This window comes from Nocardia sp. IFM 10818 (genome assembly GCF_054655275.1).
Genome location: NZ_BAAHJH010000001.1, coordinates 5,465,371 through 5,480,185 on the forward strand (window position 1 = coordinate 5,465,371; position 14,815 = coordinate 5,480,185).

Here is a 14,815-nt window from a genome sequence, read left to right on the forward strand (position 1 = left end):
GTTCGCAGGTAGCCTGGGTCACATTGATTCGAGACCGCAGGCCGGTCGCACTTGCTTTTCGAGAATGCGTGGAGGATCACCGCATGACCCGATCATTCCAGGAAAACCCCACTTCAACCGTACTGTACGGCACTCCGGCGGTACCGGGCGTGGTCGCGGCGCCGACGGTCCGGCCCGCGCCTCGGGTGCTCATGGAGACGGCGACGACTCCCCTGGCCGAGTCCGATCGGGCATCCGCGGCCATGGCTTTCCGCCGGGCCGCCTCCACGATTGCCGATCGGCTGCGCGCCCGGGCGGCGGCGACCACGGGCGCGGCCGCCGAGGTGCTGGCCGCCAATGCCGCCATGGCCGCCGACCGCGGCTGGCTCGACGCGGCCGAGCAGCGCATCGCCGCGGGCACGCCCGCCCCCACCGCGGCGGTCGCGGCCACCGAGCACTTCGCCGGACTGTTCCTCGGGTTGGGCGGTGTGATGGCCGAGCGCGTCACCGATCTGCGGGATGTGTGCGATCGCGTGGTGGCGGAGCTGACGGGCCGGCCCGAGCCCGGCATCCCGGTCCCGGACCGGCCGTCGATTCTGCTCGCCGAGGATCTCGCGCCCGCCGATACCGCCGGTCTGGATCCGAATCTCATTGTGGGGCTGGCGACCTCGCTCGGCGGTCCGACCAGTCACACCGCGATCATCGCGCGCCAGCTCGGCATCCCGTGCGTGGTGGCGGTCACCGGCCTGGATGGCGTGCCCGCCGGAATCGAGCTCTTGCTGGACGGCACGGCCGGTCGCGTCACCGTCTCCCCCGACCCCGAAACCACCAGGGCCGCCATGGTCGAATACCGCTCCGCGACAGAGCGCGCCGCCGCGTGGACCGGTCCGGGTGCGACCGCCGACGGACGCCGGGTCGAAGTCCTGGTGAATGTGCAGGACGGCGCGGGCGCCCGGGTCGCGCAACGGACACCGGCCGAGGGCGTGGGGCTGTTCCGCACCGAATTGTGTTTCCTGGAGCGGGGATCCGAGCCGTCGCGCGCCGAACAGGCCGCCATCTACGCGGACGTGCTCGCGGCCTACCCGGGCGCCAAGGTCGTCGTGCGCACCCTGGACGCGGGCTCGGACAAACCGCTGCGCTTCGCCGACCATCCGGACGAGGCCAATCCGGCGCTCGGCGTGCGCGGCATCCGTCTCGCCGCCCGCGACAGCGGCCTGCTGGACCGCCAGCTCGACGCCATCGCCGCGGCCGCATCCGGCCGCACCGCACCCACCTGGGTGATGGCTCCGATGATTTCCACTGCGGCGGAGGCGAAGTCCTTCGCCGCCCGGGTGCGCTCCCGCGGCCTCGTGCCCGGCGTCATGATCGAGGTCCCCGCCGCCGCCCTGCTGGCCGAGGCCATCCTCGAGCACGTCGACTTCGCGTCGATCGGCACCAATGATCTCGCCCAGTACACGATGGCCGCCGATCGCATGTCCCCGCAGCTGGCCGCGCTCACCGATCCGTGGCAGCCCGCCGTGCTGACCCTGGTGGCCCGTACCGCGGCCGCCGGTCGGGCCCTCGGCAAAGCGGTCGGCGTCTGCGGGGAGGCCGCCGCCGATCCGCTCCTGGCCTGTGTCCTCACGGGATTGGGCGTCACGTCGCTCTCGGCCGCCGCGCCGGCGGTCGCCGCCGTCGGCGCGACCCTGGCGGCGGTCACCTTCGAGGACTGCCGCCGTGCCGCCGAAGCCGTTCTGAGAACCACGGATCCGGCCGACGCCCGGGCAGCGGCCCGCACCGCACTCGGACTGTGAACCGACGCCACCGCGCCCTTTCCGAACCGAATCGGCAAGGGCGCGGTGCTGTTCGCGCTATCGCCGTCAGACGCTCGCCCGCTCGGGCCGAGTGCGGACGATGGCGGCCCGCACCCCGGCGGCGCCCAGCGCCGCCCACAGCGCGACGCCGATGTAGACGACCTGCTCGGGTAGGCGGAACCACAGCGGCGTGGCCGGATCGCCGTTGAGCGGGATGTCCTGCACCGCCGCATAGATATTGGCGGGCGTCATCAGCACGAACAGGATGGCCAGGCCGATCCCCGCGTACTTGCGGGCCGGGGTGAACACCAGGCCCGCCGCTCCGGCCAGTTCCAGCACCCCGGTCAGGTAGACCATGCCGCCGGGGAACGGCACGAAGTCCGGAACCATGGTGGTCAGGTCGTCGTGGCTGGGCATCGCGTCCACGGTGTCGGGGACGAAATGCGCTGCGCCGGTGAACAGCAGCAGCACGGCCAGTCCGTGCGCGAAGGACACTCGCCAGGTGGCGAAGCGCTGGACGCCGAGTGCCCCGAGAGCGCGGAAGGCGAGCGTGGGAACGAGCATCAGCATGAGGGTGCCGAACATGATCTTCTCCGAATCGAACTGCGGTGAAAGGGATTACGAAACGAGTTGCCCGGTGGGCGTTTCGACCCGGGTGGGCAGGAACAGGGAAACGACCACTCCGGCCGCGACAATGGCCGCGCCGGTCCACACCGCGGGCACCAGGCCGTCGACATAGCTGCCCGGCGACAGATACGACCCGCGAGAAGCGAAGACCGAGGCCAGGATTGCCACGCCCATGGCCACACCGACCTCCCGGATGGTGTTGTTGGCGCCCGAGGCCATCCCCTGATCGGACGCCGAAGCACTCGCCATGACCACCGTGGAGGCGGGCGCGAAGGTCAGGCCCATGCCGACGCCGCCCAGCACGAACGGCAGCACGTAAGAGCCGTACTCGGTTTCGGCGGTGGTGATGAACGCCATCCAGGCCAGCGCCACCGTGAGGAAGACCTGTCCGGACGCGACCAGCACGCGCGGCCCGACCCTGTCCACGATCAGCCCGGCCAGCGGGGCCACCACCATCGGCGCCATGGTCCACGGCAGCGTGCGCACACCCGCCTCCAGCGGTGAATAGCCCTGCACGACCTGGAAGTACTGCGCCAGCAGGAAGATCGAGCCGAATACGCCCACCGAGAAGGTGAACATGATCGCGTTGATGGCCGTGAACCCGCGGTCGGAGAACAGGCGCAGCGGCAGCATCGGATCGATCGTGCGACGTTCCCAGGCAATGAAACCGGCGAGCAGCGCCGCGCCGCCGATCAATCCGGCCAGCACCCCGGCCGAGGTCCATCCGTCGTCCGCGCCGTGAATGACGCCCCACACCACAGCCAGTACGCCCCCGGCCGAGAGCAGCAGCCCGATCACATCCAATCGGCGTGCGCCGCCGAAGGATTCGCCGAGCACCCGCGCGGCGAACGGCAGCGCGATCAGCCCGATGGGCACATTGAGCCAGAAGATCCACTGCCAGCTCAGCCCGTCCACGACCGCGCCGCCCACCACGGGCCCGAGCGCCACGCCCAGTCCGGAGATGCCGCCCCAGATGCCGATGGCGGCGCTGCGCATCCGCTCCGGGACCGCGGCGGTCAACAGGGTCAGCGACAGCGGCATGATGGCCGCCGCGCCGAAGCCCTGCGCGGCGCGCCCCGCGATGAGCATCCACGGTTCGGTGACCATGGCGCAGGCCGCCGAGGCGAGGGTGAACAGCGCGATGCCGAACAGGAAGACCCGTCGCCGCCCCAGCCGGTCGCCGAGGGCCGAGGCGGTGAGCAGCAGCGAGGCGAACGACAGCGTGTAGGCGTTCACGAACCATTGCAGATCCGCGAGCGAGGCCCCGAGTTCGGTGCGGATCACCGGCAAGGCGTTGGTGACGACGAGATTGTCCAGGGTCGCCATGAACATCGGGATGCTGACCGCGGCCAGCACCGCGCCGAGCGGTTTCGATCGGGCCGCGACTCCGGCGGCGGGGGTGGTTTCGAGGGTCCGGGTCATGCGCAGTCCTTTGTTGTAATCGACTGATTACAAGAGAGTATGCATCGACTGATAACATGTCAATGCGTAACCTGATTCCGACGGCGAGGAGGCCCCCGACCATGACCAGAACGCGGATGACCGCCAGCGAACGCGGCGAGCAGGTACTGGCCGCCGCCATCGCCGCTTTCGCCGAATCCGGTTACGCCGCAACGAAGACCGATGAGATCGCACGTCGCGCCGGGGTCTCGCAGCCCTATGTCATCCGGCTGTTCGGCACCAAGCAGCAGCTGTTCCTGGCCGTTTCCGAACGCGCCTGCGATCGCATCGAGGAGGTCTTCCGGACCAGCGCCGAGGCGGCCGATCCGGGCGCCGATGCCGCGGACAAGCTCCTGGCCATGGGCGAGGGCTACGAGGTCTTCCTGGCCGAGCCCGAACTGCCCCTGATCCTGCTGCACAGCTTCTCCGCGAGCGCGGACCCCGCGATCGGCGATCAGATCCGCGACCGCTACGGCCGCATGTACCACCTGGTCCGGGAGCTCACCGGCGCCTCGATCGCACAGACCCGCCAGTTCATGGCCACGGGCATGCTGCTGACGGTCATGGGCGCCATGCGCGTCACCGGCCCGCACGCCGTGCCCGCCGACTGGGCGCAGGAACTCATGCGGGACCTGGAGACCAACGGCATCTGACCGGGCGCGGGCGGACTAGCGCCCGTCCAGCACCTCGATATTGTCCGGATCGGCATCGGCCTCGATGATGTCCTCGGTCGGCTCGGGCAGCTTGCGCGCCAGCACCTCGCCCCGGAAGAACGGCGGCATGACCTTCGCCAGCACCAGGTAGATGGGCACGCCCAGCAGCAGCGTGCCCACGCCGAGCAGGAAGGTCGCGCCGATGTGCCAGTGCGGCGGGAACGGCAGCTGCCAGAACGAGCCGTCCTCCTCCACCCACCAGGAGGTCACCGCGGTCCAGCCCGCCGCGAACAGCAGCATGAAGCCGCCCGCCGCCGGCAGGATGCCCTTCATGACGAGAGCCCTCGGGTTCGAGGCGAATCGGTCGCGATACAGCCACGCGCAGCTGAGCCCGGTGAGGCCGTAGTACACGCCGATCGAGATGCCGATCGCGGTCACGGCCTGCGCGATGAGCCGTCCGCCCGAGGCGAAGTTCAGCGCCACGTAGAGCACCACCGAGGCCGCGCCGAACACGACGGTGGAGAACGACGGGGTGCGGAAGCGCGGATGGATCTTGCCGAACGCCTTCGGCAGGGCGTGATGCAGCGCCATCGAATAGGTGGCGCGGGCGGTCGGCAGGATGGTCGTCTGCGTGGACGCCGCCGCCGAGGTGAGCACCATCAGGAACAGCAGGTGCACCAGCACCGTGCCGACCGCGCCGTCGCCGAACACCGCGCTGCCCAGCGCGCCCAGCACATCGTCGACGTGATCGGGATTGGCCAGCCCCAGCCCCTCGGTCCCGGTCCCCGCGAAGGACTGGCTCGCCACGGTCACCAGCAGATACAGCGCCACCAGCGTGATGGTCGACAGCACCGCGGCCCGCCCCGGCGTGTGCCGCGGATCCACCGTCTCCTGGTTCACCGCCACGGCCGAATCCCAGCCCCAGTAGATGAACACCATGAGCAGCATGGCCGTCACGAAGTCCGAGAAGGACCCGATCTCGAACGGGTTGAACCACGACCAGTCCGGCAGGCTCGCCCCCTCCGGCGCGTTCCCGATCACCACCCGCGCGAGCGCGACCACCGCGAACACCACGAGCATCCCGAATTCGATGGTCAGCAGCCACTGCTGCAGCCGCGCCGACACATCGATGCCGAATACCGCGACCAAGGTCATCACGACCAGATAGACAATGCCCAGCAACAGCACCCACACATTGGTGGCGTCCCCGCCGATGCCGTGCGCCCCGAACAGATGGAAGGTGTACTGCGAGCTGATCTGCGCCAGGCTCGCCATCACCAGCAGATCGGAGACGACGATCGCCCACCCGGCCATCCACCCGGTGAACGGCCCGAACGCCCGCGTGGCCCACACGAACGTGGTGCCCGGATCCGGTTCCACCTCATTGAGATCCCGGTACCCGATGGCCACCAGCAGCATCGGCACGAAGGCCAGCAGCACGATGATCGGCGACTGCAACCCCACGGCGGCCACCACCAGTCCGAGCGTGGCGGTAATGCTGTAAGCGGGTCCAGCCGACGCCACCCCGATCACCACACTGGATGCCAGGGACAGCGCACCGGACTTGAGGGTGCTGGGCGATGTCACCGAGTAAGAGTAAGGGCAAACCCGCAGCACACCGAATTGGCACCCCACTCGTCGTTCCGGCGTGCCTTGACCGGAATTTCCGGCACGGGATCCCGGCCGCGAGCACGCCGGACGACCGGCGGTCAGTGCCGCGGCGTGTGCTGGACGCGTGCGCTCGCGTAGAGGCAGATGGCTGCGGCGGCAGCGAGATTCAGGCTCTCGGCGCGGCCGTGGATGGGGATGCGGACGCGGTGGGTGGCGCGGTCGGCGACGGCGCGGTCGAGGCCGTGGGCCTCGTTGCCGAACAGCCAGGCGACCGGGCCGGACAGGAGTTCGTCGGCCTCGTCCAGGTCGACTTCGCCTTTGGCGGTGGTCGCGAGGATGGTGATGCCCGCGTTCTCCAGGGCCGTGAGCGTGGCGTCGGTATCGCGCTCGCGGGCTACGGGGACGTGGAAAAGGCTTCCGGCGCAGGCGCGTACGCATTTGCCGTTGTGCGGGTCGACCGAATCACCGGACAGCACAACGCCGTTCGCGCCGACCGCATCGGCGACGCGGATGAGGGTGCCGGCGTTGCCGGGGTCGGCGATCTCCACCGGCACGGCCAGCAGGCGCGGCGCGGCATCCAGCACCGCGGTCAACGGCACGTCGACCTGACGGCACACCGCGACCAGCCCGGGCGGAGTCACGGTCTCCCCCAGCATTTCCGCGGCGCGATCGCTCACCAGCGTGGTGCGCACGCCCGCGGCGGCGGCACCGGCGACGAGCTCGTGCTCACGCGCGGCGGCCTTGGCGGAGTAGAAGAGTTCCTCCACGCGCTCGGTGTCCAGCGCCGACTCCACCGAATTGGCGCCCTCGGCGAGGAAGAATCCGGTCTTGCGGCGCTGCTGGGCGCGATGGAGTTTGACAGCGGAAACGACCCGCGGATTGCGCTCGGAGAGCGCATCCACGGGTCGTCCGGAATGCTGTGTCACGCAGTCCCGGCTCAGGCGGCCGGGGCGTTGACATCCTCGGGCAGCGCGGCCTTGGCCACGGCCACCAGACCGGCGAACGCCTCGGCGTCGGAGACGGCCAGCTCGGCGAGGATCTTGCGGTCCACCTCGACACCCGCGGCCTTGAGGCCCTGGATGAAGCGGTTGTAGGTGATGTCGTTCAGACGCGCGGCGGCGTTGATACGAGCAATCCACAGCTTGCGGAAGTCGCCCTTGCGCTGCCGACGGTCGCGGTAGGCGTAGGTGAGCGAGTGCAGCTGCTGTTCCTTGGCCTTGCGGTACAGGCGCGACCGCTGACCGCGGTAGCCCTTGGAGGCCTCGAGAACGGAACGGCGCTTCTTCTGAGCGTTGACAGCCCTTTTGACGCGTGCCACTTGTCAGTCCTTGTTCGATAGGGGGCGCTGCGGTTGCGCCCGGGTGTTGGTCGGTTTATGCGTCCGCGGGAACGGATCGCGAATTGGCTTGCTCGGCCGACTTACTTGGCGAGCAGCTTCTTGACGCGAGCGACGTCCGCCTTCGCCACGACCTCCACGCCGTCCAGACGACGAGTGCGGGTGGTCGGCTTGTGCTCGAGCAGGTGGCGACGGTTCGCCTGCTGACGGAGCAGCTTGCCCGAACCGGACACCTTGAATCGCTTCGAGGCGCCGCTGTGGCTCTTCATCTTCGGCATGGATTCACCATTTCTCTCGTGCCGGAGGCAGGGGTGAGCCCGCCTCCGCCAATGCTGTTCGTTATTACTGCTGCGGTTCGGCCGGGGCCTCGGTCGCCGCATCGGCGGCCGGGGCGCTGTCGGCGGCCGGAGCGCTCTCGCGCGCCTGCGACGCCGACTGCTGGGCCTTCACCCGCGTCTTCGCACCCTTGTGGGGCGCGAGGACCATGGTCATGTTCCGGCCGTCCTGCTTGGCCGAGGTTTCGACGAAACCGAGATCGGCGACGTCGGAGGCCAGCCGCTGCAAGAGTCGGTAACCCAGTTCCGGACGCGACTGCTCACGACCACGGAACATGATCGTGACCTTGACCTTCGACCCGGCCTCGAGGAACCGCATGACGTGGCCCCGCTTGGTCGCGTAGTCGTGGTCGTCGATCTTCGGGCGGAGCTTCTGCTCCTTGATCACGGTCTGGACCTGGTTCTTCCGGGACTCACGCGCCTTCTGCGCGGTCTCGTACTTGAACTTGCCGTAGTCCATGATCTTGCATACCGGCGGGCGCGCGTCCGGTGCGACCTCGACCAGGTCGAGGTCTGCCTCCTGGGCGACGCGTAGTGCATCTTCAACACGCACGATCCCAACCTGTTCGCCACCGGGTCCGATGAGGCGGACCTCCGGTACGCGGATGCGATCGTTGATGCGGGTCTCAGTGCTGATGGGGCCTCCTAGGTCAAGCGGTTCGTCAACGACCGCTAGCAATAACTGCAACCCCAATTTCAACACGAAAGCCCCGCGCCGGTATTTCACCAACACGGGGCCCGAGTCGACCGATCCACGACGCAAACTACTCGCATCGCACCCCGAACTGGGCGAACCCATCGAGGAACCCATCTCGGAAAAAGATGGGCGACCGGACCGTTCAACCTTGCGGCTGACGGTGGGAGTCGGGCTCCACTTAAAGCCCCGGTCCGGCTACGGGAACCGGTCTGGGGCGGTCGTCGCAGGTCAGTCTAACAGCCACCTGGGCGGATCCCGAAATCGGCCTCCCCCGCGACCTGGCCCGACCCGCTCGGTGCCATGCTCTACCCCATGAGTGAGGCAAGTGTGAACGAGGATTCGGCCCTCATCGAAGGCGAAGTGGTCCGCGAACTGGCCGAGATCCCCGCCGTGGAGGTTATCAGCCGTGCCGCCGTCATGCTGATGAGCTCCGCCGCCGAGAAGCTCGGCCTCGGCGAGGACGACCCGTCCGCCAGCCCCCACCTCGACCTCGACGAGGCCCGCCGCGTCATCACCGCCCTCGCCGGCCTGGTCACCGCCTCCGTGGAATACCTCGGCCCGCACGCCGGCCCCATCCGCGACGGCCTGCAGTCGCTGCAGCGCGCCTTCCGCGAATCCTCCGCTCACCCCGACGCCCCCGGCGCCGGCCCCGGCGAGAAGTACACCGGCCCCGTCTACTGACGCCGGACCGGCGCGCACCGCATCCGGATCGGCCCGCTGCGTAGGGCTGGGCTCGCGCCCGCCCGCTCTGGCAGGGTGGGCACATGGCAAAAATGGTTCTGGCTCCCGGATTCTGGCTCGGCGCATGGGCGTGGGACGAGGTCGCCGGCGAATTGCGACGCCGCGGGGACGAAGTCGTGGCGCTCACCCTGCCCGGACTCGACGCCGGCGACCCGGGTCGGCTCGACACCACGCTGGTGGATCAGGCCCACGCCATTGTCGCCGCCGCCCCCGAGCCGGTGGTGCTGGTCGCGCACTCCGGCGCCGCCCTGCCCGCCTACCTGGCGACCGACCTTGCACCGGAACGCTTCTCGCGCGTGATCTACGTGGACACCGCCCCGCTCCCGGACGGCTTCGTCGCGATTCCCGCTCTCGGCGACGCCCCGGAGTTCCCGCTCGCCGACTGGTCGCAGGTGGAAGCCGACGGCAACAGCCTCGAGGGCCTGGACGAGGCGGCGCTGGCCCGCTTCCGCGAGCGCGCGGTGCCGGTCCCCGCCGGTGTCGCGGGCGCACCCCTGAAACTCTCCGATTCCGATGCGCGCCTCTCGGTTCCGACGACACTGGTGTGCACCAGCTGGCCCAGCGAAGTGGTACGGCAGGGCGCGCAGGCCGGGCAGGTGCCGATTTTCGCGGAGGTCGCCCGCTTCGACACCGGCCTCCTGGACTACGTCGACCTGCCCACCGGCCACTGGCCCATGTGGTCGAAACCCGTTGAGCTGGCCGAGATCCTGCACGAAGTCGCCAACCGCTGACCCAGCGGCCCACGATCCGCGCCGCCGAACCCGCGCTGCCAGAACAAATCGCCGCAGCCTGGTCGGCGGCCGACCCGCCCGCGCTTTGGCCGGCGGTCGAAGCCATTACCGACGATGAAGTCGCGGTGCTTCGCCCGCCTCTTTTGGCGTCCTTGGCATTACGCCCGTCATCCGGGCGTGCTTGTGGCCGGGATCCACACCACCGGTGGCGCAGCCGATTTCAGTGGATTCCGGCCGAGCATCGCGATCGCGACCTCGGACAGGGGACGTTCCGCGAGGCGTCGACCGTTGCGGGTGGTTATTCCGGTTCGGGTGCGATGCCGGTGAGAAGGGCGGCGATCACCGCGTCCGGATCGGCTCGGGCGGGCGTGGCGTGGGAGAGCAGGGTGGTCAGGACTTCGTCGTGGCAGATGCCTGCCAGCAGGGCTGCGGCGGTGTGCGGGTCGGCGTGTGAGGCTAGGCGGCCCAGCTCTTTTTCGGCGGACAGGTAGTCGGCGAGAAGGGAGCGCCAATCCTGGTGGGGCTCTTCGGCTTCGGCGAGGCGGGCGAGGATCGACGGGCTGGTCAGCAGGCCCGCGTAGACCGGGAGCACGGTGCGGTGCAGGGTCAGGCCGGCGCGGAGGTAGGCGCGCAGGTTGTCCGCCAGGGCGCCGGTGCCCGGGGACGGGAGGTCGCCGAGTTGCGCGTGCGCGTCGACGACGTGGGCGGTGACGGCGGCGGCGAGGAGTTCGTCCTTGTCGGCGAAATGGTTGTAGAGGACGCCGTCGGCGACCCGGGCGGCGCGGGCGATGGCGCGGACGGTGAGGCCGGCCGCGCCCTGCTCGGCGATGAGGCGCTGGGCGGTGGCGAGCAGGTGGTCGCGCAAACCCTGATCGCCCGCGCTGTCGCGCAGGGCCGCGGCCTTTCTCGGGGACATGGGCGTTACGGTAGCGGGGTGGTGGCGGTGACGAGCCAGGCGGCGGTGCGCAGGCGGATGCCCTCGGGGGTGGCGAAGGGTTCGAGGGCGGCGGCGAGCGCGGCGCGGATGGCGGGGTCGGTGCGGAAGTTCATCCGCATGCGGTGGTAGCGCAGCGGTCCCCAGCCGATGATGAATTCGGTCGCGTCGGCGATATCGCGGCCCCAGACACCGTCGGGCTCCAGGTAGCGGAACGCGATGTCGACGAAGCCGGCTGCGGCGAGCAGTGCCCGCATGCGATTGGGATCGGCGAAGGGGCCGTGCGCGTGGGTGACCTCGAAGTCGTCGAGATGGGTTGCGGCCGCGCCGAATACCGTGCCGATGTCGGTGCCGTCCAGGGGTGGCATGGTGACGAAGGCGAGGCGGCCGCCGGGGCGCAGGGCGCTGGCGATATTGGTGAAGGCGGCGACCGGGTCGGCGAAGAACATGATTCCGGCGCGACTCAGGGCGGCATCGAAAGCGGCTGCGGGGAATGGGTGGATCTGGGCGTCGCCCTGTTCGAAGGACACATTGGCGACGCCTTCGATCGCGGCGCGTTCCCGGGCGCGCGCCAGCATGGGGCCGGACAGGTCGACGCCCGTCGCCGCGCCGTGTGCGGCACGGCGGGCCGCCAGTCGCGTCAATTGGCCGTTGCCGCAGCCGATGTCGAGCACGCGATCGGCGGGGCCGATGGCGGCGGCCGCCAGCAGGGGTCGGTTGCAGCCGCCGTTCACCGCGTCGTAGCGGTCGAAGTGGGCGGCCCAATGTTCGCCCTCGTAACCGTTCCACGCGTCGGACTGCGCGGTGTTGACGATCTCGGTCATGACGCCTCCTATTATGAACATACGTTCATGAACGTGTGTTCATCATCGACCGGCACATGGCCGGGGTCAAGAGCGCAGTGCGGAAAGCAGATTCAGCAATTTGCCACTAGGGCTTTCCGATCAATTGCCACAGATTTGCGGGAGATTTTCGCCTGGCAGGAATCCAAGAAGACCGGCCGGTCCGGCGCGGATTCTATTGCAACGGCTCGCAGTTGCCGTCACTTAAACATCATGCCGAGATCACGCTTCAGCAAATCGATAGCTACGCATCCGGATTGCCGGGCGAGGCGGCGCGCCGTACAAACGCCGGGCCAGCGTGTCCCGCAACGCCGCTGGTCAAGCACCTCGACTGAGGAATCCTCGTATTAACTTGCGGCCCTGCGTTATCGAACGCCGCACGGAAAACGATGTGGTGCTGAGTGGATGCCGCATTCCCACCTGAACCAGCGAAACGCTGGTGCGGTGCTGCATACTACTCCGGGGACAGCGGCTGCTGTCCTGACAACGGCGTTGAAACGAACTCCACGGGGGTTGTACATGATTGACTCTGTTTCGCGAGGGCGAACCCGCAGCCGGCTGCGCCGGTTCGCTCCGATCTTCGCCGCGGTGTCGGTAGCCGCGGCATTGGTGGCGGGCTGCTCGTCCTCCAGCGACGACACGGGCACCACCGCCGCCACTCCGCCGCCGGCCGAATTGCCGGACGGCGCGCAGATCGTGGCGGAATGCGCTCGCACCACCCAGACCCTGCAGTGGGTCCACTTCGACCTGTCGGTATCGAATGTGCCGAACCTCCCGGTGGAGACCATCTCCGCCGATGTCACCAACCAGCCGCAGGGGGCGGGGCAGGCGATCGGTGACGCGAAGGTGCGGTTGAAGCCGGAGGCCGAGTTCACCGACACCAAGTTCCTGGTCTACGACAAGACCCTGTACGCCGGCGACGGCACCAAGTACAGCAAGGTCGGCCCGGCCGAGCAGATCTACGATCCGGGCGTCATCCTGGACAAGGACAAGGGCCTGGCCAATGTGATCGCCCAGATCCAGAACCCCAAGGCCGAGGCCCGGGAGAAGATCGACGGCGTCGACACCGTCAAGATCACCGGCACCATCAACGGCTCGGTCATCGACCCGGTCGTGCCCAAGGCCGGCGACGGCGTCGGCTCGCTGCCGATCACGGTGTGGATCAAGGATGTCGCGCCGCCGACCGGCAGCGCCACCACGCTGCCGTCCGAGGCCGCCTCGCCCGGCACCGGCCCGAACCTGGTGAAGGCCGTGGTCACCAAGGACTCCGGCACCATTTCGGTGGAGCTGTCCAACTGGGCCAAGGAATTCACCGTCCCCAAGGTCGGGGGGTAAGGGACGCCTCGTCCCTGAAGTCTGAGTTCGGAACCGGTCCGGGAAAGCGGAACGCCGACAACGGCTGTAATCCGCTGGCCCGGGCCGGCTTTCGTATTGGAGGGCATTGTCCGCGGACAGGCCGTGCTAACGAAGCCATTGGTTTAAGAGATTGTTCAGTGAAATGCAAGGGCCCGCAACGATAGTTCATACAGAACGCTCGAGGGCAGTGTGTGATGAGGCCTGATCGGCGCAGAACAGGCAGGCACCGGCCGATCGGACACGGAGGAAAGAAATGACGACCGACCGCCAGGACGTGGACGAGCGCGGGCAGGACACGGGGGAGAGCGAATTCCGGCGCCCCGACGGCCCTCCCGGTCCGCCTCCGGTTTCCAATGTATGGGTCTACAACGGCAAAGCCTACGACCTGAGCGACTGGATCTCAAAGCATCCGGGCGGCGAGTTCTTCATCGGCCGTACGAAAAACCGGGATATCACCTCCATTATCGGCTCGTACCACAAGAACCCGGAGGGGATCTCGAAGCTGATCGAGCGCTACGCGCTCGATCGGGAAGCCCTGCCCGAGGATATCCATCCCAAGGCGAACGCGCCGGACTTCCTGTTCAAGGAGGGTTTCGACTCCTGGCGCGACACCCCGAAGTACCGCTTCGACGATAAGAACGATCTGCTGCACGCGGTCAAGAAGCGGCTCAAGGAGCCGGAACTGGCGGCGCGAATCCAGAAGATGGACAAGCTGTTCAACATCACCGTCGTGCTGATGGCCATCGCCTACTTCGCGGTGCAGGGCCTGCGGCTGGCGGTGCCGGCCTGGATGCCGCTGCCGGTCTTCGTCATCGCCATGGTGGTGCTGCGCAGCTCGCTGGCGGGCTTCGGTCACTACGCGATCCACCGCGCCCAGAAGGGCTGGAACAAGATCTGGGTGAACGCGTTCGACCTGAATTACGTCGCCCTGTCGTTCGTGACCGCGGACGGCCACGCGCTGCTGCACCACCCGCACACGCAGAGTGAAGTCGACATCAAGAAGAACGTCTTCACCATGATGACGCGCGTGCCGGTGCTGTACCGCATTCCGATCCACACCCTGCACAAGCTCGGCCACACGCTGACCGGCATGATCATGCGCCTGCTCGATGTCTGCCGCCTCACCCGCAAGGTGGGCATCAAGGACATGTACGGCACCTGGGGCGGCGCCCTGCCGCACTTCATCGGCTCGTTCGCGGTGCGCTTCCTGCTGGTCGGCGAGTTCCTCGCCTTCCTGATCATGGGCGATATCTGGGCCTGGGTGCTGCAGTTCGTGCTCACCCTGTGGGTCAGCACCTTCCTGGTGGTGGCCAGCCACGACTTCGAGATGGACACCGAGGAGGTCGAGTCCGATACCGAGGATTGGGCCATCAACCAGCTCGAGCAGGCCTACGACCTGAAGGTGATCGGCAACCGCTACGTCGACTGCTTCCTGTCGGCCGGCCTGAGCTCGCACCGGGTGCATCACGTACTGCCCTACCAGCGCAGTGGTTTCGCCAATATCGCGACCGAGGACGTGGTCCGCGAGGAAGCCGCGAAATTCGGCGTCGAATGGCTGCCGGCGAAGAGTTTCTTCACCGACCGTTTCCCGAAGCAGGTTCGCGTTTATCTCCTGTCCCGTTCCGATGAAGCGAAGGAACGCAATTGGGGATTCGTCCGGGAACATTTGTCGCCCGGCGCGCTGAAAACCTCCGCGGTCTACACGGTTCAAGGATTCACCGGAATCGGAACAGTCTGATT

The 14,815-nt window shown here is 68.3% G+C and carries 15 protein-coding genes; 6 read left to right on the plus strand and 9 right to left on the minus strand.

The window, feature by feature from the left end; all coding sequences use genetic code 11:
• The first annotated feature begins 83 nt into the window (after window positions 1-83).
• On the plus strand, window positions 84-1,772 hold the full coding sequence (locus tag ACYQ5L_RS25390) for a putative PEP-binding protein (protein WP_459960802.1): 1,689 nt from the start codon (window positions 84-86) through the stop codon (window positions 1,770-1,772).
• 66 nt (window positions 1,773-1,838) lie between these two features.
• Here the strand turns inward: ACYQ5L_RS25390 and ACYQ5L_RS25395 are convergent, their stop codons facing one another.
• Together ACYQ5L_RS25395 and ACYQ5L_RS25400 are read right to left on the minus strand one after the other, a co-directional pair.
• Window positions 1,839-2,357, minus strand: a complete 519-nt coding sequence (locus tag ACYQ5L_RS25395) for a DoxX family protein (RefSeq protein WP_459960803.1) — start codon at window positions 2,355-2,357, stop codon at window positions 1,839-1,841.
• Between the two features lie 33 nt (window positions 2,358-2,390).
• Window positions 2,391-3,821, minus strand: coding sequence for an MFS transporter (locus ACYQ5L_RS25400; RefSeq protein ID WP_459960804.1), 1,431 nt, complete (start codon window positions 3,819-3,821; stop codon window positions 2,391-2,393).
• Window positions 3,822-3,922: 101 nt separating this feature from the next.
• Between ACYQ5L_RS25400 and ACYQ5L_RS25405 the strand changes: the two genes are divergently transcribed.
• Window positions 3,923-4,492, plus strand: a complete 570-nt coding sequence (locus ACYQ5L_RS25405; RefSeq protein ID WP_459960805.1) for a TetR/AcrR family transcriptional regulator — start codon at window positions 3,923-3,925, stop codon at window positions 4,490-4,492.
• Between the two features lie 15 nt (window positions 4,493-4,507).
• On the opposite strand, the gene ACYQ5L_RS25410 is transcribed toward ACYQ5L_RS25405, so the two are convergent.
• From ACYQ5L_RS25410 to infC, 5 genes are all read right to left on the minus strand, one after another.
• Window positions 4,508-6,079 carry an APC family permease gene (locus ACYQ5L_RS25410; RefSeq protein WP_459960806.1) on the minus strand — a complete coding sequence of 524 codons (1,572 nt, stop codon included), beginning with the start codon at window positions 6,077-6,079 and terminating at the stop codon, window positions 4,508-4,510.
• Between the two features lie 122 nt (window positions 6,080-6,201).
• A complete protein-coding gene (locus ACYQ5L_RS25415) occupies window positions 6,202-7,005 on the minus strand; it encodes a TrmH family RNA methyltransferase (RefSeq protein ID WP_459963534.1) in 804 nt (267 codons plus the stop codon).
• Window positions 7,006-7,040: 35 nt separating this feature from the next.
• Window positions 7,041-7,421 carry a 50S ribosomal protein L20 gene (rplT, locus tag ACYQ5L_RS25420; RefSeq protein WP_379201955.1) on the minus strand — a complete coding sequence of 127 codons (381 nt, stop codon included), beginning with the start codon at window positions 7,419-7,421 and terminating at the stop codon, window positions 7,041-7,043.
• Between the two features lie 101 nt (window positions 7,422-7,522).
• Complete coding sequence (rpmI, locus tag ACYQ5L_RS25425; protein ID WP_033090982.1) at window positions 7,523-7,717, minus strand: 50S ribosomal protein L35; 195 nt, start codon at window positions 7,715-7,717, stop codon at window positions 7,523-7,525.
• Window positions 7,718-7,781: 64 nt separating this feature from the next.
• Window positions 7,782-8,462, minus strand: coding sequence for a translation initiation factor IF-3 (gene infC, locus ACYQ5L_RS25430; protein ID WP_379202006.1), 681 nt, complete (start codon window positions 8,460-8,462; stop codon window positions 7,782-7,784).
• 321 nt (window positions 8,463-8,783) lie between these two features.
• Between infC and ACYQ5L_RS25435 the strand changes: the two genes are divergently transcribed.
• Window positions 8,784-9,152: a DUF1844 domain-containing protein gene (locus tag ACYQ5L_RS25435; RefSeq protein ID WP_379201957.1), complete on the plus strand. Its 369-nt coding sequence runs from the start codon at window positions 8,784-8,786 to the stop codon at window positions 9,150-9,152.
• Between the two features lie 83 nt (window positions 9,153-9,235).
• A complete protein-coding gene (locus ACYQ5L_RS25440; RefSeq protein WP_459960807.1) occupies window positions 9,236-9,943 on the plus strand; it encodes an alpha/beta fold hydrolase in 708 nt (235 codons plus the stop codon).
• 298 nt (window positions 9,944-10,241) lie between these two features.
• Here the strand turns inward: ACYQ5L_RS25440 and ACYQ5L_RS25445 are convergent, their stop codons facing one another.
• Complete coding sequence (locus ACYQ5L_RS25445) at window positions 10,242-10,859, minus strand: TetR/AcrR family transcriptional regulator (protein ID WP_459960808.1); 618 nt, start codon at window positions 10,857-10,859, stop codon at window positions 10,242-10,244.
• A gap of 5 nt (window positions 10,860-10,864) precedes the next feature.
• The gene (locus ACYQ5L_RS25450) at window positions 10,865-11,701 is read right to left on the minus strand and encodes a class I SAM-dependent methyltransferase (protein ID WP_459960809.1); all 837 of its coding nucleotides are present in this window, start codon (window positions 11,699-11,701) and stop codon (window positions 10,865-10,867) included.
• 606 nt (window positions 11,702-12,307) lie between these two features.
• Here ACYQ5L_RS25450 and ACYQ5L_RS25455 point away from each other — a divergent pair.
• On the plus strand, window positions 12,308-13,054 hold the full coding sequence (locus tag ACYQ5L_RS25455; protein WP_459960810.1) for an LppX_LprAFG lipoprotein: 747 nt from the start codon (window positions 12,308-12,310) through the stop codon (window positions 13,052-13,054).
• A 274-nt stretch (window positions 13,055-13,328) separates the two neighbouring features.
• Window positions 13,329-14,813 carry a fatty acid desaturase gene (locus ACYQ5L_RS25460; RefSeq protein ID WP_459960811.1) on the plus strand — a complete coding sequence of 495 codons (1,485 nt, stop codon included), beginning with the start codon at window positions 13,329-13,331 and terminating at the stop codon, window positions 14,811-14,813.
• Window positions 14,814-14,815 lie beyond the last annotated feature (2 nt).